Genomic DNA, 20012 nt, shown 5'->3' on the forward strand with positions numbered 1-20012 from the left:
GTTCGTTTCAGCTGACAAGTGCTAATTTGAAGTTTTTGCACGACCGCTCAGTTTCCAGGCGATACGTTGCAAAAAGCAGCAAATTCTTGTGATGCAGAAACAAAAAACGGGCCCGCAGGCCCGTTTTTCTTAACTCAGCATCACTGATGTGCGGTAATCACATCATCTTTTACGTCCATTTCGATAGTCTTACCCGGAACAAAAGCACCCGAAAGTATCTTCTGTGCCAGTGGGTTTTCTATCTGTTGCTGGATAGCGCGTTTCAATGGCCGCGCACCGTAAACCGGATCGTAACCATTTTCGCCCAGCAGTTTCAGTGCATCTTCAGAGATATGCAGCTGGTAGCCGCGCTCTTCCAGACGATGATACAGACGCTGCAGCTGGATTTTCGCAATTGAAGCGATGTGCTGCTCGCCAAGCGGATGGAATACCACCACCTCATCGATACGGTTAATGAACTCTGGCCGGAAGTGATGCGCTACAACAGACATCACTACTTCTTTCATCTCCGGATAATCAAGCGAACCAAAACGTTCCTGGATAAGATCCGAGCCAAGGTTGGAGGTCATGATCACTACCGTGTTACGGAAATCCACGGTTCGACCCTGACCATCCGTCAGACGTCCATCATCCAGTACCTGCAGCAGAATGTTGAACACATCCGGATGCGCCTTTTCGACTTCATCCAGCAGAATCACTGAATAAGGGCGACGGCGTACCGCTTCTGTCAAATAACCGCCCTCTTCATAACCGACATAGCCCGGAGGTGCACCGACCAGACGCGAGACGGAGTGTTTCTCCATAAACTCCGACATATCGATACGCACCATGGCGTCATCGCTATCGAACAGGAAGTTAGCCAGCGCTTTGCACAACTCGGTTTTACCTACCCCGGTCGGGCCGAGGAACAGGAACGAGCCGATAGGACGATTAGGATCGGAAAGTCCGGCACGGCTACGGCGAATGGCATTGGATACCGCTTCAACCGCTTCATTCTGGCCAATCACTCGTGCGTGCAGCTCCTGCTCCATGCGCAGCAGCTTATCGCGCTCGCCCTCCATCATGCGTGCCACCGGAATACCGGTCCAGCGCGCCAGTACGTCAGCAATCTCCACATCAGTTACGCGGTTGCGTAACAGCTTCATGGTTTTACCTTCAGACTGTGTGGCACTCGCCAGCTGTTTCTCCAGCGCCGGAATTTTACCGTACTGTAATTCGGACATCTGGCCCAGATCGCCGGTACGACGCGCCTGCTCCATCGCCAGTCGCGCTTGTTCCAGCTCCGCTTTAATGTTCTGCGTACCGGTCAGCGAGGCTTTCTCAGCTTTCCACTCCTCCTCCAGTTCGGCGTATTCACGCTCTTTCTGGTCGAGTTCCGTTTCCAGCATCTCCAGACGCTTCACGCTGGCGTCATCAGACTCTTTCTTCAGCGCCTGCTGCTCCAGCTTGAGCTGGATGATGCGCCGCTCAAGGCGGTCCAGCGGCTCCGGTTTGGAATCAATCTGCAAACGGATACTGGAAGCTGCCTCATCAATAAGGTCAATGGCCTTGTCCGGTAGCTGACGGTCGGCAATATAGCGGTGCGAAAGCGTCGCCGCCGCGACGATAGCCGGGTCAGTAATCTGTACATGGTGATGCAGCTCATAGCGCTCTTTCAGCCCACGCAGAATGGCGATGGTATCTTCCACGCTTGGCTCAGCCACGAATACCTTCTGGAAACGGCGTTCCAGTGCGGCATCCTTCTCAATATACTGGCGGTACTCGTCCAGCGTGGTGGCACCAACGCAGTGCAGCTCACCGCGTGCCAGCGCAGGTTTCAGCATGTTGCCGGCATCCATCGCACCGTCCGCTTTACCCGCACCGACCATGGTGTGCAGCTCGTCGATAAACAGGATGACATTGCCTTCCTGCTTCGCCAGATCGTTCAGTACGCCTTTCAGGCGCTCTTCAAACTCACCGCGATATTTCGCCCCGGCCACCAGCGCACCCATATCCAGCGCCAGTACGCGGCGCCCTTTCAGGCCTTCCGGTACTTCGCCATTGATAATGCGCTGTGCCAGACCTTCTACAATCGCGGTTTTACCGACGCCAGGCTCACCAATCAGAACCGGGTTGTTTTTGGTTCGACGTTGTAAAACCTGAATAGTGCGGCGAATCTCTTCGTCACGGCCAATCACCGGATCCAGCTTGCCAAGCTCAGCACGCTCAGTCAGATCGATGGTGTATTTCTTCAAAGCCTGGCGCTGATCTTCAGCCCCCTGATCGTTCACGTTCTCTCCTCCCCGCAGTTGCTCGATGGCCTTAGCGAGTTTTTCCGGGGTTGCGCCAGCCGATTTAAGTAAATCAGCCAGCGAGCCGCGTGAATCAAGGGCCGCCAGAACAAATAATTCAGATGATATAAAGTTGTCGCCGCGCTTTTGCGCCAGCTTGTCGCACAGATTCAGCACCCGAACTAAATCGGCTGACGGCTGTACATCTCCGTCGGTGCCCTCTACCTGCGGTAAACGGTTAATACCTTGTTCAATGCTGGTACGCAGACCAGCAACATCGGCACCCGCTGCGGTTAAGAGCGGGCGCACCGATCCGCCTTCCTGATTGAGCAGTGCGCTCATCACATGAAGGGGTTCAATGAATTGATTATCGTGTCCCAGAGCAAGGGACTGTGCATCAGCAAGGGCCAACTGGAATTTGTTGGTAAGACGATCCAGACGCATGATTCCTCCCATTACAGGTCAAAATGCTACTGGAGATTAAATGAGGTCATCCCTCAAATTTTCAAGGTTAATGACCTGAGCCGTGAGCAAAAAATACGCTTTCTGGATCGTCTTGCGGCGTAAGGTTAACGTAGCCACACCAAAGTTGCCATACGCCCGGTTGTGCCATCGCGTCGGTAGGAGAAAAAATCGGCCGTTTCACTATAGGTACAACGCAGGGTTCCGCTGATGGATTGCAGGCCAGCCGCCATCAGACGCTGGCGCGCCAGCAGCCAGATATCGGCAAAGTATTTACTTCCTGCTGGCCGGAAAGCGACATCGGCGCGTGGATCCTGCGCCATAAAAGCGGCACGCACCTCTGCACCTACCTCAAAAGCCTGTGGACCAATTGCAGGTCCCAGCCAGGCGTGGATCTCATGCGCCGGGCAGTGAAACTGCGCCAGCGTATGCTCCAGCACGCCGTGACACAAACCACGCCAGCCTGCATGTGCGGCGGCCACTTCACTGCCATCCTGACTGCAAAAAAGCACTGGCAGGCAATCTGCCGTCATCACTGCACACACCACCCCGCTCTCACGCGTGATGGCGGCATCTGCGCGTGGCTGCGTCTCTGCCGCGGGCAGACGCACAACAGCCTGGCCGTGCACTTGTTCCAGCCATTGCGGCATCGCCGGCAGGTGCGCATCGACCAGTCGCTGACGATTCTGCGCGACATCTGCCATACGATCGCCTACGTGCATGCCGAGATTCAGTGAGTCCCAGGGCGCCAGGCTGACGCCGCCCTGCCGGGTGGTAGAACACGCCCGGACACGCTGCGGTGCAGGCCAGTCCGGGATGATCCACTCACTCATAACCAGTCCATCTGCTCACGGAACTCATCGGTATCCGCTTTCAATGCATCGATCAGATCCACCATGTCCTGCGGCAACGGCGCGTGCCATTCCATCTCAATACCCGTAATGGGATGATAAAGACGCAGCATGGTGGCGTGCAGCGCCTGGCGGTCAAAGCCGCGCAGCGTCGTAATGAACGCTTCCGATGCCCCTTTTGGCGGACGCGGACGGCCACCATAAAGCGGATCGCCCACCAGCGGATGGTTGATATGCGCCATGTGTACGCGGATCTGGTGAGTACGCCCGGTTTCCAGACGCAACCGCAACCGGGTGTGCGCACGGAAGTGCTCCATGATGCGATAGTGCGTGGTTGCCGGCTTGCCCATAGGATGAACGGCCATATGGGTGCGCTTGGTTGAGTGGCGCGCCATCGGCTCGTCCACCGTTCCTCCCGCCGTCATGGTGCCAATCGCGACCGCTTCATATTCACGGGTGATTTCACGCAGCTGCAGCGTCTCCACCAGGTGCGTCTGCGCCGGCACGGTTTTTGCGACTACCATCAGGCCGGTCGTGTCTTTATCAAGACGATGGACAATACCCGCGCGCGGCACATCGGCAATCGGCGGATAGTGATACAGCAGCGCATTCAGAATGGTGCCATCCGGATTACCTGCCCCCGGATGTACCACCAGATCGCGTGGTTTGTTGATCACCAGAATATGGTCATCTTCATAAACGATGTTAAGTGGGATGTTTTGCGCTTCCCAGCGCTGCTCTTCTTCGATCTCAGCATCAATGGATACCAGCTCACCGCCTAATACTTTCTCTTTAGGTTTATCGATGATGGTGCCGTTGACGCTGACCCGGCGCTCGAGAATCCACTCTTTTATGCGGGAACGTGAATAATCAGGGAACAATTCCGCCAAAGTCTGATCTAAGCGTTGTCCAAGTTGTGCTTCGGACACCGTTGCGGTGAGTTGAACTTGTTGTGCCATATACAGCTTCTTCGTTAACGTTGGGTTTTCACGGCGATGCCGTTTAATATAATGTGCTATCGTACCTGGTCATTACCGGGAGCTATACGGACAGCTTCCGCCATAACACTTTGAGGATAATCATTTCGTCATGACGCGTATGAAACATCTGGTGGCTGCAGCCACACTGAGCCTGAGTCTGGCACTGGTGGGCTGCTCCGGCTCATCGGACCCGGTCCCGGACAGCCCGCCGTCTGAAATTTACGCCACAGCTCAGCAAAAGCTGCAGGACGGTAACTTTAAAGCGGCGATTAAGCAACTGGAAGCGCTGGATAACCGCTATCCATTTGGTCCTTACTCGCAGCAAGTGCAGCTGGATTTGATCTACGCGTACTACAAAAATGCCGACCTGCCACTGGCGCAAGCCGCGATCTCCCGCTTTATGCGTCTGAATCCAACACACCCAAATATCGATTATGTCATCTACATGAAAGGCCTGACCGATATGGCGCTGGATGACTCCGCGCTGCAGGGCTTCTTCGGTGTTGATCGTTCCGATCGCGATCCTACGCACGCACGCGATGCGTTTCGTGACTTCTCGCAGCTGGTACGTAGCTATCCAAACAGCCAGTACGCTGCAGATGCTCAGAAACGTCTGGCTTTCCTGAAAGAGCGTCTAGCGAAATATGAGCTCTCGGTGGCGCAATTCTATACTAAACGCGGTGCCTATGTCGCCGTTGTTAACCGTGTAGAGGGAATGATGCGTGATTATCCGGATACGCAGGCCACGCATGACGCGTTGCCGTTGATGGAAAATGCTTATCGTCAGCTGCAGCTCACGGCTGAAGCGGACAAAGTGGCGAAAATCATCGCGGCTAATAATCCAGCCTGATTGACCTGATAATAAAAAAGCAGCCTGCGCGGCTGCTTTTTTTTTCCCGGAAGCCAGTATTTGCTCTGTTTCCGCTGCGGTTAACTCATCAATCTTGCCCTGTACACCTTTACCCGGCAAGTGATTTTCACCTTTTTCCCAGCCTTTCTCACAATTCGCCGGCATTGACAAAAAGTGACATTCTAATGTGATCCAGATCACATAATTTCCTGTTTGCTGCGGTATGCTGGTCCTACCCAGACGGAAATGACAGAGAGGTTTACTTATGATTCTGAACATTACCAGCAAACAAATGGAAATCACTGCGGCTATCCGCAACCATGTCGAAGACCGTCTCGCCAAGCTGGAAAAATGGCAAGCCCACCTGATAAACCCGCACATTGTGTTATCGAAAGAGCCAAAAGAATTCGTGGCGGACGCTACGATCAATACACCTAATGGCACGCTGATCGCCAGCGCGAAACATGATGATATGTATACGGCGATCAATGATCTTATCGCCAAGCTGGAGCGACAACTCAATAAGGCGCAGCACAAACCTGAAGCGCGTCGCGCAACGACCAGCGTGAAAGATTTCATGCCCGCGGAGTAATCTGCCATTTTTCAGCAACGCGCCCGAGGGCGCGTTTTTTATTGACAGCTTTTAAGCAGTGCGGTTAATCTCAGGTCACTTAACTGCCGGAATCCACCATGAAACATCTGCCGTTTTTCTTCGCATTCTTTTTTACCTTCCCCTGATTGGGAGGCGATTCGTCATGTGAAAATGAATGCGAAGACGAACAACAAAGCCTCCCAAACGGGAGGCTTTTTTATTGGACATTTTACAGGTGAGCCCTATGACCCCCGAGAATCCGCTACTGGCCCTGCGCGATAAAATCAGCGCCGTTGATACCAGACTGTTAACGCTGCTGTCCGAACGTCGTTCGCTGGCTATTGAAGTGGCGCAGGCTAAACTGGCTACCCATCGTCCCATTCGCGATGTGGAACGCGAACGAGCCCTGCTGGAAAATTTGATTGAGCTGGGCAAAAAACATCATCTGGATGCGCATTACATTACGCGCCTGTTTCAACTGATCATTGAAGATTCCGTTTTAACCCAGCAGGCGCTGCTGCAAAAAAACCTCAATCACCCCCATGCGCTCTCGCCGCGTATTGCCTTTCTCGGTCCAAAGGGCTCGTACTCCCACCTTGCAGCACGTAAGTATGCCGCACGCCACTTCGATTCAATGGTGGAGATGGGCTGCCTGAAGTTCCATGACATCATTCAGCAGGTTGAGAGCGGACAGGCCGACTACGCCGTGATGCCAATTGAGAACACCAGCTCGGGTTCCATCAACGATGTCTACGATTTGCTGCAGCAGACCTCACTCTCTATTGTGGGCGAATTGACCATCCCGATTGAGCACTGCGTCCTGGTTAACGGCAACACCGATCTGCAGCAGATTGAGATCGTCTATAGCCATCCACAGCCTTTCCAGCAGTGCAGCCAGTTCATCAATCGCTTCCCGCAGTGGAAGATTGAGTATACCGAAAGCACCGCCGCGGCGATGGAGAAAGTGGCAGCAATGCATTCGCCGAAAGTCGCAGCGCTGGGAAGTGAAGCCGGCGGCGAACTGTACGGCCTGCAGGTGCTGGAGCGGAACCTGGCGAATCAGCAGCAGAACCATACGCGATTCATCGTGCTGGCACGTAAGCCAATTGATGTATCCAGCCAGGTGCCGGCGAAAACCACGCTTATCATGGCCACGGGACAGCAGGCCGGTGCGCTGGTTGAGGCACTGCTGGTGCTGCGTAATCACAATCTGATTATGAGTAAACTGGAGAACCGCCCAATCAACGGTAACCCGTGGGAAGAGATGTTTTATATTGATGTGCAGGGCAATCTGCAGTCAGAGGAGATGCAACTGGCGTTAGAAGAGTTACGTGGCCTGACGCGTTCGTTAAAAGTTCTTGGCTGTTATCCGGGCGAAAACGTCGTGCCGGTAGAGCCGCGCCTGTAAGCAAAAGGGCATCCTCGCGGATGCCCTGATATTTTACTGCCGGCTATCGTTAGCCGATCGCAACATGCTACGGCTTTCCACCAGAAAACGTTTGGCGTAATCGCCAAACCAGTGTTCAACCCGCTCAAAGCTGTCGATGAATGCCTGTTTATCGCCCTGCTCCAGCAGTTTTATCGCCTCACCAAAGCGCTGATAGTAACGCTTGATCAATGCCAGATTGCTCTCTGAAGACATAATGATATCAGCATACAGCTGCGGGTCCTGCGCAAACAGTCGGCCTACCATCGCCAGTTCCAGACGATAAATAGGGGATGAGAGCGCCAGAAGCTGGTCCAGATTCACATTCTCTTCGGCCAGATGCAGTCCATAAGCAAAGGTCGCGAAGTGGCGCAACGCCTGAATAAAGGCCATATTCTGGTCGTGCTCCACGGCGCTGATGCGGTGGAGCCGCGCGCCCCATACCTGAATCTGCTCAAGGAACCACTGATAAGCTTCCGGCTGCCGGCCGTCGCACCAGACAACCACCTGCTTCGCCAGACTGCCGCTGTCCGGGCCAAACATCGGATGCAGGCCCAGCACCGGGCCATGATGCGCTGCCAGCATCGCCTGTAACGGGCGATTCTTCACTGACGCCAGATCAACCAGAATACAGTCATCGGGCAGCGGCGGCAGATCGGCAATGATCTTCTCCGTCAGATGAATTGGCACGCTGATGATCACCATGCCAGCATCGCGCAGCAGGTCGTCTGCCTGAGGCCAGTCATCCTTATCCAGAATACGCACCTGGTATCCGGACAACGTGAGCATTTTTTCAAACAGCCGCCCCATCTGGCCGCTACCGCCGACGATCACTACCGGGCGCAGCGTTGGGCACAGCGTTTTGAAGCCTTTATCATTTTCATGTGCGTATGATTCACGCATCAGACGGCGCAGGACATCCTCGATCAAATCCGGTGATACGCCAAGCGCCTCAGCCTCCTGACGACGTGAAGCCAGCATACTGGCCTCACGCTCAGGAACATAGATCGGCAAACCATAACGACTTTTGACTTCGCCAACCTCGGCCACCAGCTCAAGTCGTTTGGCCAGCAGCCCAAGCAGGGCTTTATCCACTTCATCAATTTGATCGCGCAGCGCGGTCAGTTCAGCCACCATGATTCATTACACCTCGTGTGACAGACGCGCCGACAGCACTCCCTGCAGATCCTGATGGATTTCACGCAGCAAGGTTTCAGTCGTTTCCCAGTTAATGCAGGCATCAGTGACGGAAACGCCATACTTCATCTCGCTACGCGCTTGCTCAGAAGACTGGTTGCCTTCATGAATATTGCTCTCCAGCATCAGGCCAATGATGGAGCGGTTTCCATCTTTAATCTGCGCGACAGCCGATTCGGCGACGCCAGGCTGACGGCGATAGTCTTTGTTAGAATTACCATGGCTGCAATCTATCATTAAGGCCGGACGCAGTCCCGCTTTGAGCATCTCTTTTTCACACTGGGCGACATCTTCCGGGCCGTAATTGGGTGCTTTGCCGCCGCGCAGAATTACGTGTCCATCCGGGTTGCCCTGCGTTTGTAACAGGCACACCTGCCCTGCCTGATTGATGCCGACAAAGCGGTGCGGCATTGCGGCAGCGCGCATGGCATTGATGGCGGTGCCAAGGCTCCCATCGGTACCGTTTTTGAACCCCACCGGCATGGAAAGGCCAGACGCCATCTCACGGTGGGTTTGTGATTCGGTAGTGCGTGCGCCAATAGCTGACCAGCTGAACAGATCGCCAAGGTATTGCGGGCTGTTAGGGTCCAGCGCTTCTGTCGCCAGCGGCAGGCCCATCTCCACCAGGTTCACCAGCAGCTGACGCGCAATGTGCAGCCCGGCTTCCATATCAAACGAGTTATTCATGTAAGGATCGTTGATTAGCCCCTTCCAGCCGACGGTGGTACGAGGTTTTTCAAAATAGACGCGCATAACGATGTACAGCTGATCCTTCAACTGTGCAGAAAGAGCCTGTAGCTGACGAGCGTAATCAAGTGCCGCTTCCGGATCGTGGATCGAACAAGGACCACACACCACCAGCAGGCGCGGATCGCGGCCGGCAATAATATCCGCAATCGTCTGGCGGGAAGCGGCAATCTGCGCCTCCTGGGCGGCGGTCAGCGGGAATTTTGCCTTCAGCTCTTGTGGCGTAATTAAGATTTGTTCATCAGCGATGTGCACATTGTTCAGCGCGTCTTTTTGCATGATTGCGATCCTTTTTCACTCGTTATGCGGGTAATGATCCTCACTGAGGATGACGCTTACTTTATCACACTGTGTACAGCAAGCAATCCATGAATGTACACTTTTATTACCACATGTATTAACGAACACAAGAATATATAAATAATATGATATTTATCAATATATTGATCAGAGCATTGGAACCATAGCACAACATCAATAATGTAAACTATTAATTACACTTCATTTTAACGTAAGGCTGCTTTTTATGCCCGATACAGCTAACATCCTGTTATCTGGAAATTTATAAGGGAGCGCGCTATGTCAATTTCAGTTGTCACCCTGCGCCCATTCACATTGCAGGATGTCGAAGCGTTTACCCGAGCGGTTAATGATTCCCTGGAGAGCCTGCAGCCGTGGATGGTGTGGGCTCATGCTGATTATCAGGCAAATGAAGCGGCCAGCTGGATCAATTTCACTGATCTACAACGCAGCAACGCTGAGGCGGAAGAGTTCGCCATTGTTGATGGCAACGATCGTTTGCTGGGCGGTGCCGGTTTGCGCTTTGCCCGTCAGCCCGGTGAATGTAGCGCTCTCGGTTACTGGGTGCGCAGCGATGCGCAAAGACAGGGTGTTGCTACGCGTGCCGTGGCGCAGCTGGTTGATTTCGGCTTTACCCATCCGGACATTAACCGGCTGGAGATTCTTGCCGCGGCTGATAATCGGGCCAGCCGTCGTGTCGCTTTACGCAGCGGTTTTGAATTTATCGATTATCGCTACGGCTTGATTGTCCTGGAGAGCGGGCCGGTGAATACCGCCATTTACCATCTGAATCGCCCATAAAAAAAGGGGCTGGCCATCAGGCCAACCCCTTGTTTGCTATTAACTTTGAGATGTCGCTTAAGCGCCAAGACGCTCTTTGATACGAGCAGACTTACCAGTACGCTCACGCAGATAGTACAGTTTGGCTTTACGCACAGCACCACGACGTTTGACAGTAATGCTGTCAACTACCGGAGAGTGAGTCTGGAAGACACGCTCAACGCCTTCGCCGTTAGAAATCTTACGAACAGTGAATGCAGAGTGCAGACCGCGGTTACGAATAGCGATAACCACGCCCTCGAATGCCTGCAGACGTTTTTTAGAACCTTCAACGACCCATACTTTCACTTCCACGGAATCACCCGGACGGAATGAAGGTACGTCCTGCTTCATCTGCTCTTGTTCAAGTTGCTTAATAATGTTGCTCATAATTAAATCTCATATCCTGGGTAAACTGATAGTCAGGGAAGATTACTCTTCCGCCTCATCGTTTTGTTGCTGCTGATGTTCCCGCTGGAACTCATTTAGCAACCGTGCTTGCTCTTCAGTCAGAGCCAGGTTTTCCAGAAGTTCAGGTCTTCTCAGCCAGGTACGGCCCAGCGACTGTTTCAGGCGCCAGCGGCGAATATCGGCATGGTTGCCCGACAGCAGAACTGACGGAACCTCCATCCCTTCTAACACTTCAGGTCGGGTATAGTGCGGGCAATCCAGCAAACCATCCGAGAATGAATCCTCATCGGCTGACGCCTGTTTCCCCAATACGCCAGGAATAAACCGGGCGACCGAGTCAATCAACGTCATGGCTGGCAGCTCACCGCCGCTGAGTACGTAATCACCGATTGACCACTCTTCATCAATCTCGGTGTGAATCACGCGCTCATCAATACCTTCATAGCGACCGCACACCAGAATCAACTTCTGATGGGTCGCCAGTTCGCAAACGCCCTGTTGGTCAAGTTTGCGTCCCTGAGGTGAAAGGTAGATCACCTTAGCGCCCTCTCCCGCCGCCGCTTTCGCTGCGTGGATAGCATCCCGTAAGGGTTGCACCATCATCAACATTCCCGGTCCGCCGCCGTAAGGACGATCGTCCACGGTACGGTGCCGGTCATGCGTGAAGTCACGAGGACTCCAGCTTTCAATGTTGAGCAGGCCATTTTTTACTGCCCGGCCAGTTACCCCGTACTCGGTAATAGCGCGAAACATCTCTGGAAACAGGCTAATAACACCAATCCACATCGCGTTCGCCGTTACGTTACCGGATTGTCCGGAGATCAAAAACCAGGATCCCAATCTACTTCAATAGTGCCAGTAGCGAGATCGACTTTCTTGATAACCTGTTCATCAAGAAACGGTATTAACCGCTCCTGTACACCGAATGCATCTTTCAGGTTTGCCTTAACGACGAGTACGTCGTTCGAGCCGGTCTCCATCAAATCAATGACTTTACCCATCTCGTAGCCTTCGAGGTTTACCACTTTACAACCCATAAGGTCCTTCCAGTAGTAATCGCCCTCATCCAGCGCTGGCAGCTGCGCTGAGTCAACCGTAATTTCGCAATTGGTTAACTGTGCCGCAGCATCCCGATCGTCAATGCCTTTGACTTTGATGATCAGATCCTGATTGTGGTGCTTCCAACCGTCCAGTTCGACCTGCTGCCATTTACCGGCGCGCTGGATGAACCAGGTTGATAGTCGAAGATGCTTTCAGCGTCTTCAGTGGAGGAAAACACTTTGAGCCAACCCCGAATCCCGTAAGCGGCTCCCATTTTACCCAATACAATCGGGTTAACAGGAGGCTGTGCGGCAGGTTTATTGCTCATGCTCACCACCGTGACAGATTAAGCTGCTTTTTTTGCTTCTTTGATCAGCGCATTTACGCGATCAGAAAGCGTTGCGCCCTGGCCAACCCAGTGCTCAATACGGTCCAGATCCAGACGCAGACCTTCAGCCTGACCAGAAGCGATCGGGTTGAAGAAACCTACGCGCTCGATGAAACGACCATTACGAGCATTACGGCTGTCAGTAACGACGACCTGATAGAACGGACGCTTTTTAGCGCCGTGACGTGCCAAACGAATTGTTACCATAACATCCTCATTAGTTAATAAAGCGCTCGGGCCCCATCGAGGAACGGGGCCCGAGCGCGATATAAAAAGCCCGAAAATTTTACTCATTTTGGCGCAAAAAGCAACCTGAGCGTGTCAATTTTCCGGCTTTTCGGTAGCCACCTTAGCGGCCAGGGAATCCAGGCGGCATCATGCCTTTCATGCCACGCATCATTTTGGCCATGCCACCCTTCTTCATTTTCTTCATCATGCGCTGCATATCGTCGAACTGCTTCAGTAAGCGGTTAACGTCCTGCACCTGCATGCCAGAGCCGGTTGCAATGCGGCGTTTGCGTGAGCCTTTGATGATTTCCGGCTTCTCGCGCTCTTTACGCGTCATTGAGTTGATGATGGCTTCCATGCGTACCAGAACCTTGTCATCCATCTGCGATTTCACGTTATCCGGCAGCTGGCCCATGCCAGGCAGTTTGCCCATCAGGCTGGCCATACCGCCCATGTTACGCATCTGCTTGAGCTGCTCAAGGAAGTCGTTGAGATCAAAGCCATCGCCGGTTTTCAGTTTCTTCGCCAGCTTCTCGGCCTGATCGCGGTCAACTTTGCTTTCGATATCTTCGATCAGCGACAGCACGTCGCCCATACCCAGAATGCGCGACGCGATACGATCCGGATAGAACGCTTCCAGCGCATCGGTCTTTTCGCCCATCCCCATAAACTTGATCGGCTTGCCGGTGATATGACGGATAGAGAGCGCCGCACCACCGCGTGCATCACCGTCCACTTTCGTCAGAATCACACCCGTCAGCGGCAGCGCTTCGTTGAATGCTTTTGCGGTGTTCGCGGCATCCTGACCGGTCATGGCATCGACGACAAACAGTGTCTCCACCGGATTGATCGCGGCGTGCACCTGTTTGATTTCGTCCATCATCGCTTCATCAACGTGCAAGCGACCGGCGGTATCCACCAGCAGCACATCGTAAAACTTGAGTCTGGCTTCTTTCAGCGCGTTCTGAACAATATCAACCGGCTTCTGGCTCAGATCGGACGGGCAGAAATCTACGCCAACCTGCTGCGCCAGCGTCTCCAGCTGTTTGATAGCCGCCGGGCGGTAAACGTCAGCGGAGACCACCAGCACTTTTTTCTTGTGCTTTTCACGCAGGAATTTACCGAGCTTACCCACGCTGGTGGTTTTACCGGCACCCTGCAGACCCGCCATCAGCACCACAGCTGGCGGCTGAGCGTTGAGATTCAGCGCATTGTTTTCGGCGCCCATCGCGGCAACCAGTTCGTTGCGCACGATTTTGATGAACTCCTGACCCGGCGTCAGGCTTTTATTCACATCGTGGCCAACCGCAGCTTCTTTCACGCGGTTGATAAATTCACGCACCACCGGCAACGCAACGTCTGCTTCAAGCAGCGCCATGCGCACTTCACGCAGGGTGTCTTTGATGTTGTCTTCGGTCAGCCTTCCGCGGCCGCTGATATTGCGCAGGGATTGCGATAAACGATCGGTTAAATTATCAAACATGCTCTCTCACTTAATAGCGTAGCGAGGCCGCCAGGGCGACACAATGCGGCGGATTATAACACGAAGGCTGGCCGATCTCTGCAATTGACCGTCAGATCGTTTGGAGCCTGCTGCCGCGGGCGCTATACTGCTTTTTCCTTATCTGACCGATACCTGAAAGGATCTATGTTCGTTTTCGCGATCGTGGCGCTGTTCGCCTACTCCCTCAGTCTTGCATTGATCATTCCCAGCCTGCTGAAACGCAACGGTGGCTGGCGTCGTTTTGCCGTGCTTTCGGCCTGCGTGGCGTTGATCGCCCATGCGATTGCGCTACAGCAGCGTATTTTCGCCATTGATAACGGACAAAACCTCAGCCTGCTGAATATTGGCTCGCTGGTGAGCTTGTTGATCTGCGCGATCATGACGATCGTGGCCTCGCGTAACCGCGGCTGGCTACTGTTGCCGATCGTCTATGGCTTTGCCTGATCAACCTCGCCTTTGCCACGTTTGTGCCGAATGCTTTTATTACGCACCTGGAAACCACGCCAGGCATGATGGTACACATCGGCCTGTCGCTGTTTGCCTATGCTACGCTGATCATTGCCGCGCTCTATGCGCTGCAGCTGGCGTGGATTGACTACCAGTTGAAAAACAAAAAGCTGGCATTCACTCAGGACATGCCGCCGCTGCTGAGCATCGAACGCAAGATGTTTCACATCACGCAGATCGGTGTTGTGCTGCTGACGCTGGTGCTGTGCACCGGCCTGTTCTTTATGAACAATCTGTTCAGCGCAGAGAACATTGATAAAGCGGTGCTCTCAATCATTGCCTGGTTTGTCTATATCGTCCTGCTCTGGGGGCACTATCACGAGGGCTGGCGCGGACGCCGCGTGGTCTGGTTCAACTGCGGCGGTGCGCTGCTGCTGACCATGGCCTACTTCGGCAGCCGCGCTCTGCAGCACCTGCTCACTTCTCACTAAAGGAATTTTTGCGTTGGAACATGTTTCAACCACCACGCTGATCATTACGCTGGTCATCATGGTCCTGGTCTCTGCCTACTTCTCAGGTTCAGAGACCGGCATGATGACACTCAATCGCTATAAACTGCGTCACAAAGCCAAAAGCGGCAACCGCAGCGCGCGCCGGGTCGAAAAACTGCTGCGCCGTCCCGATCGGCTCATCAGCCTGGTGCTGATTGGTAACAACCTCGTTAATATCCTGGCGTCCGCGCTTGGCACCATTGTCGGGATGCGTCTGTACGGTGATGCCGGTGTGGCGATTGCCACTGGCATCCTGACGTTTGTCGTCCTGGTGTTTGCGGAGGTCCTGCCAAAAACCATTGCCGCGCTCTATCCGGAGAAAGTGGCTTATCCCAGTAGCGTTCTGCTGATGCCCCTGCAGTATGTGATGCTGCCGCTGGTGTGGCTGCTTAATACCATCACCCGCATTTTGATGCGTATGGTGGGTATTAAAGCCGACGGCTCAATCAGCTCAGCGCTGAGCAAGGAAGAGTTGCGCACCATTGTGTATGAATCACGTACGCTGATGTCACGCCGCAATCAGGATATGCTGCTGTCGGTGCTGGACCTGGAGAAGGTCAGCGTGGATGACATCATGGTGCCGCGTAATGAAATTGTCGGGATTAACATTAATGATGAGTGGAAATCGATTGAGCGCCAGCTGAGTAACTCGCCTCATGGCCGTATTGTGCTGTTCCGTGACTCGCTGGATGATGCGGTTGGCATGCTGCGCGTGCGCGAAGCCTGGCGCATGATGACCGAGAAGAAAGAGTTCAACAAAGAGCGCCTGCTACGCGCTGCCGATGAGATCTACTACGTTCCGGAAGGCACGCCGCTAAACGTACAGCTGGTAAAATTCCAGCGCAATAAGAAGAAAGTTGGCCTGGTGGTCGATGAGTATGGCGATATCAAGGGTCTGGTGACTATCGAAGATATTCTGGAGGAGATTGTCGGTGACTTCACAACCTCCATGTCACCTTCGCTGGCGGAAGAGGTGATGCCACAGAATGATGGCTCCGTGTTGATTGAAGGCAGCGCCAACGTGCGGGAGATCAATAAAGCCTTTAACTGGACGCTTCCCGAGGACGAAGCACGTACCATCAACGGTATGCTGCTGGAAGCGCTGGAGGAGATTCCCCGCATCGATACGCGCGTGCAGGTAGCCCATTACGATATCGATATCCTTGATGTACAGGACAATATGGTCAAGCAGGTGCGCATTACGCCGCACCAGCCGCTGAAATCTTCAGTCGGTTCGTGATACCAATAAAAACGCCGCAAAATTTGCGGCGTTTTTTTGCACAGACGGCAATCAGATATGCAGCTCTTTCAGCTTCTCCGGAGGCAGCTTGAGATCTTCATTGCGGTTAACGCCAATCTCATGCGCCAACACGTTACGCGCAATCTGCTGCGCTTCGTCCAGCGAGTGCAGTTTATAACTACCGCACTGATATTCGTTCAGCTCAGGAATCTGGTTCTGATCTTTTACCTTCAGCACATCTTCCATTGCGCCTTTCCAGGCTTTTGCCACGCGCTGCTCATCAGGCGTACCAATCAGGCTCATGTAGAAGCCCGTGCGGCAGCCCATCGGTGAGATATCCACAATCTCCACGCCATCACCGTTCAGGTGATTACGCATAAAGCCGGCAAACAGATGCTCCAGTGTGTGGATACCGCGTTCGGTCAGAATGTCGATATTCGGACGGCAGAAACGCAGATCAAAAACGGTGATGGTATCGCCATGCGGAGTATTCATGGTCTTTGCCACGCGAACCGCTGGCGCGCCCATGATGGTGTGATCAACAGTAAAACTATCCAGTAGTGGCATACGTCACCTCCTGTTTTGAGATTTTTTTTAAATCGATGAAACTTTTCTGTTCATCCAGCGTCTGAATATATGAAAGACGCGCATTTGTTATCATCATCCCTGACAACAGAGATGTTAATTTAGGCCACAGTGATGTGGCCATTTTCTTTTCTAGCCTTCACGTCCCGCCAGGTAGCTCTCGAAATCCAGCGTATCGCTCTCTTCCAGCTTCTGCTGCGCCACAACTGACGCCTGCGCCTGACGACTAAAATCCTCTTCGCTGAGAATCTCTAACGGCTCTTCACACAGCAGATGACGATACTGCTCCGCCAGGGCGATACCCGCGCCAGCCAGACCATTCTCTTTGATGGCGTGAAGGATGCGCGCCGAATAGGTTAGCTCAGGATCATCAAATGACGCTACCAGTTGATCGCACACCTGTTGATATTGCGTGCTGCTGTCATGGCTATCCAGCACTTCAGCCACGCGACGGAGATCAGCGAACAACGCTTTGCCCACATCAACCAGTGGATGCTCGGTATCGCTGCAGCCGACGCCAATAACCTGGCCCGGTTTACGCCCTTCCAGCACCACGCGGTTCCAGTTTTTACGGCTACACAGCAGTTCATCCGCACTCATCTCCGGCGCATCGGCCAGCGTACACCAGATCAGGAACAGATCGAGGAAACGCGCCTGATCGGCATCAACGCCAATCGCGGAGAAGGGGTTGATGTCCAGCGAGCGCACTTCAATATACTCAATACCACCGCGCAGCAGCGCGTCGGAAGGCGCTTCGCCAGAACGCGTTACGCGCTTTGGACGGATGGGCGCATAAAGCTCGTTTTCAATCTGCAGCACGTTGGTGTTCAGCTGCAGCCAGTTGCCATCGGCATCTTTAGTGCCCATGGCAGCATACTCTTCCGATGGGGTTTTAATCGCCGCTTTCAGCGCATTGACGTAACCTTCGAGCGAATTGAAGGTGATGCCCAGGCTGCTCTGCGATTTATTGGTATAACCCAGATCGCTCAGGCGCAGCGAGGTGGCATAAGGCAGCCACAGCGTGCCTTTGTCATTAGACTCAAACGGCAGCTTGCTCTCGCGACCCTGCAGGAACGAGGAGCAGATCGCCGGAGAAGCGCCGAACAGGTAAGGGATGACCCAACCAAAACGATAGTAGTTGCGAATCAGGCGCAGATAGCCGGCTGAGATCGTCTCTTTACCGCTCTCCGCATCTTTTACATCCGCCCACTCCTGCCAGAACGAGAGTGGCAGCGAGAAGTTGTAATGGACGCCAGAGATAATCTGCATCAGCGCGCTGTAGCGATTCTTCAGGCCCTGGCGGTACAGTGTTTTCATTTTGCCAATGTTCGATGTGCCATACTGGGCCAGCTCAATGTTCTCCACATCATCAACATAGCCGGGCATACTGAATGGCCACATCCGCTCCTGGCCCAGCTCACGCGCCACATGGCGGTGAATGTCGCGCAGGAACGCCAGTGAACGGTCGATGTTTTGATCGACCGGCGTGATAAATTCCAGCAGCGTTTCAGCAAAATCGGTGGTAATCCAATCGTGCTTGAGCGCCGAGCCGAGCGATTCCGGGTGGCCAGTTGTGGCCAGATGACCATTCGGCTGGACGCGCAGAGTTTCACGTTCAATGCCACGGCCGATACCCTTCAACGCGTCCGGATGCGCTTCCAGCCAAGAGAGCGCTTTTGATACGTCCGGGATCACATTAACCTCCCGCTGTGAGAATAATTTATTTTTGTTCAGCATAATGTTAACCGTAGCCTCGAATCTGTGCGAATCAATGCCACCCGTGCATACCTTGTACGGTGGCAATCGCGATAACGATATAACGCAGCGTTTTACCGAGGGCCAAAAACAGCACTGACGGCAGCCAGGCAAAGCGCAACCACCCTGCGAGTACACAGAGTAAGTCACCCACTACCGGTAGCCAGCTAAAAAGCAGTGCTGCAGGGCCCCATCGATGTAGCCACGTCATTGCTGTGTGATGCCATCGCCCCTGCCCTTTTGGCGGCATAAGGCGACCAAGAAGAATGTTGGTCAGGCCACCCAGTGTGTTTCCCACTGATGCAGCCAATAACAATCCAGAGATCGACCCTTTCTGGGCGATCAGCAAAGCAATCAGTAGCGCTTCTGAACTGCCCGGAAGCAGTGTTGCACTCAGGAAGCTGCTGGCGAATAACGATCCATAGGTCAGGAGTTCATTCACAGTAAACGGACATCAACAACATCCATGCCCGCTGCTTTAGCTGCCTGCACGCCAAAGTCAGCATCCTCAAAAACTACACAGCGTGCGGGCGCAATACCCATCAATTCCGCGCAGCGTAAAAAGGTGTCTGGCTGGGGTTTGTGGCGCTGGACATCATCCGCACCGACCACGGCATCAAACAGATGATAGACGTTGAGCGCCTCCAGCAGCGCTTTCGCTAAACTGTGTTCGCTGCCGGTACCTACCGCCATTGGACGACGGCCGTGATAAGCTTTGACCACCTCCATCAGCGGCAGCGGACGCACATCTTCCAGCAGCATCGCTTTCAGGGCGGCGGTCTTTTCTGCCGCTAACAGATGCGGATCGTGCTGCGCATTGTTCTCCTGCAGAATAAATTGCGCCAGCTGCCAGGTTGGTGCGCCATTAAACCCCACCATTTTCTCTTCATCCATGGTGAAGCCATAGCGGCTGAGCACCTGCTGCCAGGCTTTTCGATGTGTCGGCTCAGTATCAAGAATAGTGCCGTCCATATCGAAGATCAGGGCGTCATAGTGGTCGTACATCGTCACTCCATTAGCGCCACAAAATGAGACATTACTTTAGCGTAATGCGCTCAGGTTGTCGCCAGGCACGCTTAACCGCAAATGCTTTGAAAGCATTAGCAATTTTCTTTTTCAGAAAAAGGTGAGACCGTGCGGCCGAAGATAAATGACGGTAAATTCAGCGTTTTTTATCGAAGAGGGAAATGTGTTGAGTAAAATTCGGAGAGCAGACATTGATGTGAGAGAGGTAATGGTGCATCCAGGAGGATGACTCGGCTGGCGCCTCGCCCTGCGGGCCGTTGCTGATGCAACGTTATCCTCCTTAGTGCATCCTGACCGTTTATCACGTCATGACACAATGAGGCACTGTCTATATCTGAAGAT

The 20012-nt window shown here is 53.6% G+C and carries 19 protein-coding genes, 2 pseudogenes and 1 other annotated feature; of the genes and pseudogenes, 7 read left to right on the forward strand and 14 right to left on the reverse strand.

Annotated elements, in window-relative coordinates:
• Nucleotides 1-140: 140 nt before the first annotated feature.
• From clpB to rluD, 3 genes are all read right to left on the reverse strand, one after another.
• Nucleotides 141-2714: an ATP-dependent chaperone ClpB gene (clpB, locus tag HA48_RS19470; RefSeq protein ID WP_128602781.1), complete on the reverse strand. Its 2574-nt coding sequence runs from the start codon at nt 2712-2714 to the stop codon at nt 141-143.
• Between the two features lie 125 nt (nt 2715-2839).
• Nucleotides 2840-3565, reverse strand: a complete 726-nt coding sequence (gene yfiH / locus HA48_RS19475) for a purine nucleoside phosphorylase YfiH (protein WP_128602782.1) — start codon at nt 3563-3565, stop codon at nt 2840-2842.
• Nucleotides 3562-4542, reverse strand: a complete 981-nt coding sequence (gene rluD / locus HA48_RS19480; protein ID WP_128602783.1) for a 23S rRNA pseudouridine(1911/1915/1917) synthase RluD — start codon at nt 4540-4542, stop codon at nt 3562-3564. The genes yfiH and rluD overlap by 4 nt, the downstream gene beginning before the upstream one ends.
• Nucleotides 4543-4672: 130 nt before the next feature.
• Between rluD and bamD the strand changes: the two genes are divergently transcribed.
• From bamD to pheA, 4 genes are all read left to right on the forward strand, one after another.
• On the forward strand, nt 4673-5413 hold the full coding sequence (gene bamD / locus HA48_RS19485; protein WP_128602784.1) for an outer membrane protein assembly factor BamD: 741 nt from the start codon (nt 4673-4675) through the stop codon (nt 5411-5413).
• A gap of 265 nt (nt 5414-5678) precedes the next feature.
• Nucleotides 5679-6005 (forward strand): ribosome-associated translation inhibitor RaiA, encoded by a 327-nt coding sequence (raiA, locus tag HA48_RS19490; protein ID WP_128602785.1) that lies wholly within the window; start codon nt 5679-5681, stop codon nt 6003-6005.
• Between the two features lie 97 nt (nt 6006-6102).
• Nucleotides 6103-6227, forward strand: a sequence feature (Phe leader region).
• On the forward strand, nt 6104-6151 hold the full coding sequence (gene pheL / locus HA48_RS19495; protein WP_100703679.1) for a pheA operon leader peptide PheL: 48 nt from the start codon (nt 6104-6106) through the stop codon (nt 6149-6151). It overlaps the preceding feature by 48 nt.
• Nucleotides 6228-6249: 22 nt before the next feature.
• Nucleotides 6250-7413, forward strand: coding sequence for a bifunctional chorismate mutase/prephenate dehydratase (gene pheA, locus HA48_RS19500; RefSeq protein WP_128602786.1), 1164 nt, complete (start codon nt 6250-6252; stop codon nt 7411-7413).
• 33 nt (nt 7414-7446) lie between these two features.
• Here the strand turns inward: pheA and tyrA are convergent, their stop codons facing one another.
• Nucleotides 7447-8568: a bifunctional chorismate mutase/prephenate dehydrogenase gene (tyrA, locus tag HA48_RS19505; RefSeq protein ID WP_128602787.1), complete on the reverse strand. Its 1122-nt coding sequence runs from the start codon at nt 8566-8568 to the stop codon at nt 7447-7449.
• Nucleotides 8569-8574: 6 nt separating this feature from the next.
• Nucleotides 8575-9654 (reverse strand): 3-deoxy-7-phosphoheptulonate synthase, encoded by a 1080-nt coding sequence (locus HA48_RS19510; protein ID WP_128602788.1) that lies wholly within the window; start codon nt 9652-9654, stop codon nt 8575-8577.
• Nucleotides 9655-9954: 300 nt separating this feature from the next.
• On the opposite strand from HA48_RS19510, the gene HA48_RS19515 reads away from it, so the two are divergent.
• Nucleotides 9955-10476, forward strand: a complete 522-nt coding sequence (locus tag HA48_RS19515; RefSeq protein WP_128602789.1) for a GNAT family N-acetyltransferase — start codon at nt 9955-9957, stop codon at nt 10474-10476.
• 57 nt (nt 10477-10533) lie between these two features.
• On the opposite strand, the gene rplS is transcribed toward HA48_RS19515, so the two are convergent.
• The 5 genes and pseudogenes from rplS to ffh form a co-directional block, all read right to left on the reverse strand.
• Nucleotides 10534-10884 (reverse strand): 50S ribosomal protein L19, encoded by a 351-nt coding sequence (gene rplS / locus HA48_RS19520; protein ID WP_128602790.1) that lies wholly within the window; start codon nt 10882-10884, stop codon nt 10534-10536.
• A gap of 42 nt (nt 10885-10926) precedes the next feature.
• Entirely contained in the window at nt 10927-11691 is a 765-nt protein-coding gene (gene trmD / locus HA48_RS19525; RefSeq protein ID WP_208613158.1) for a tRNA (guanosine(37)-N1)-methyltransferase TrmD, read from the reverse strand.
• A 35-nt stretch (nt 11692-11726) separates the two neighbouring features.
• A pseudogene (gene rimM / locus HA48_RS19530) lies at nt 11727-12274 on the reverse strand (ribosome maturation factor RimM).
• An 18-nt stretch (nt 12275-12292) separates the two neighbouring features.
• Entirely contained in the window at nt 12293-12541 is a 249-nt protein-coding gene (gene rpsP, locus HA48_RS19535; RefSeq protein ID WP_007893313.1) for a 30S ribosomal protein S16, read from the reverse strand.
• Between the two features lie 142 nt (nt 12542-12683).
• Nucleotides 12684-14045: a signal recognition particle protein gene (gene ffh, locus HA48_RS19540; RefSeq protein WP_128602791.1), complete on the reverse strand. Its 1362-nt coding sequence runs from the start codon at nt 14043-14045 to the stop codon at nt 12684-12686.
• Nucleotides 14046-14210: 165 nt separating this feature from the next.
• Between ffh and HA48_RS19545 the strand changes: the two are divergent.
• A pseudogene (locus tag HA48_RS19545) lies at nt 14211-15004 on the forward strand (cytochrome C assembly family protein).
• A gap of 13 nt (nt 15005-15017) precedes the next feature.
• Entirely contained in the window at nt 15018-16304 is a 1287-nt protein-coding gene (locus HA48_RS19550) for an HlyC/CorC family transporter (protein ID WP_128602792.1), read from the forward strand.
• Between the two features lie 51 nt (nt 16305-16355).
• On the opposite strand, the gene luxS is transcribed toward HA48_RS19550, so the two are convergent.
• The 4 genes from luxS to yqaB form a co-directional block, all read right to left on the reverse strand.
• Nucleotides 16356-16871 (reverse strand): S-ribosylhomocysteine lyase, encoded by a 516-nt coding sequence (luxS, locus tag HA48_RS19555; protein ID WP_128602793.1) that lies wholly within the window; start codon nt 16869-16871, stop codon nt 16356-16358.
• A gap of 150 nt (nt 16872-17021) precedes the next feature.
• Nucleotides 17022-18626 carry a glutamate--cysteine ligase gene (gene gshA / locus HA48_RS19560; RefSeq protein ID WP_128602794.1) on the reverse strand — a complete coding sequence of 535 codons (1605 nt, stop codon included), beginning with the start codon at nt 18624-18626 and terminating at the stop codon, nt 17022-17024.
• 31 nt (nt 18627-18657) lie between these two features.
• The gene (locus HA48_RS19565) at nt 18658-19086 is read right to left on the reverse strand and encodes a YqaA family protein (RefSeq protein WP_128602795.1); all 429 of its coding nucleotides are present in this window, start codon (nt 19084-19086) and stop codon (nt 18658-18660) included.
• Entirely contained in the window at nt 19083-19649 is a 567-nt protein-coding gene (gene yqaB / locus HA48_RS19570; RefSeq protein WP_128602796.1) for a fructose-1-phosphate/6-phosphogluconate phosphatase, read from the reverse strand. Before yqaB ends, HA48_RS19565 begins: the two co-directional genes overlap by 4 nt.
• Between the last annotated feature and the right edge of the window lie 363 nt (nt 19650-20012).

The sequence above is a fragment of the Pantoea wallisii genome (assembly GCF_002095485.1).
GTDB classification, from domain to species: domain Bacteria; phylum Pseudomonadota; class Gammaproteobacteria; order Enterobacterales; family Enterobacteriaceae; genus Pantoea; species Pantoea wallisii.

Bases quoted from the DNA above. Each gene is read 5' to 3' on its own strand.
- clpB (WP_128602781.1), bottom strand. From the start codon at position 2,714: ATGCGTCTGGATCGTCTTACCAACAAATTCCAGTTGGCCCTTGCTGAT.
- yfiH (WP_128602782.1), bottom strand. From the start codon at position 3,565: ATGAGTGAGTGGATCATCCCGGACTGGCCTGCACCGCAGCGTGTCCGG.
- rluD (WP_128602783.1), bottom strand. From the start codon at position 4,542: ATGGCACAACAAGTTCAACTCACCGCAACGGTGTCCGAAGCACAACTT.
- bamD (WP_128602784.1), top strand. From the start codon at position 4,673: ATGACGCGTATGAAACATCTGGTGGCTGCAGCCACACTGAGCCTGAGT.
- raiA (WP_128602785.1), top strand. From the start codon at position 5,679: ATGATTCTGAACATTACCAGCAAACAAATGGAAATCACTGCGGCTATC.
- pheA (WP_128602786.1), top strand. From the start codon at position 6,250: ATGACCCCCGAGAATCCGCTACTGGCCCTGCGCGATAAAATCAGCGCC.
- tyrA (WP_128602787.1), bottom strand. From the start codon at position 8,568: ATGGTGGCTGAACTGACCGCGCTGCGCGATCAAATTGATGAAGTGGAT.
- HA48_RS19510 (WP_128602788.1), bottom strand. From the start codon at position 9,654: ATGCAAAAAGACGCGCTGAACAATGTGCACATCGCTGATGAACAAATC.
- HA48_RS19515 (WP_128602789.1), top strand. From the start codon at position 9,955: ATGTCAATTTCAGTTGTCACCCTGCGCCCATTCACATTGCAGGATGTC.
- rplS (WP_128602790.1), bottom strand. From the start codon at position 10,884: ATGAGCAACATTATTAAGCAACTTGAACAAGAGCAGATGAAGCAGGAC.
- trmD (WP_208613158.1), bottom strand. From the start codon at position 11,691: ATGTGGATTGGTGTTATTAGCCTGTTTCCAGAGATGTTTCGCGCTATT.
- rpsP (WP_007893313.1), bottom strand. From the start codon at position 12,541: ATGGTAACAATTCGTTTGGCACGTCACGGCGCTAAAAAGCGTCCGTTC.
- ffh (WP_128602791.1), bottom strand. From the start codon at position 14,045: ATGTTTGATAATTTAACCGATCGTTTATCGCAATCCCTGCGCAATATC.
- luxS (WP_128602793.1), bottom strand. From the start codon at position 16,871: ATGCCACTACTGGATAGTTTTACTGTTGATCACACCATCATGGGCGCG.
- gshA (WP_128602794.1), bottom strand. From the start codon at position 18,626: ATGCTGAACAAAAATAAATTATTCTCACAGCGGGAGGTTAATGTGATC.
- yqaB (WP_128602796.1), bottom strand. From the start codon at position 19,649: ATGTACGACCACTATGACGCCCTGATCTTCGATATGGACGGCACTATT.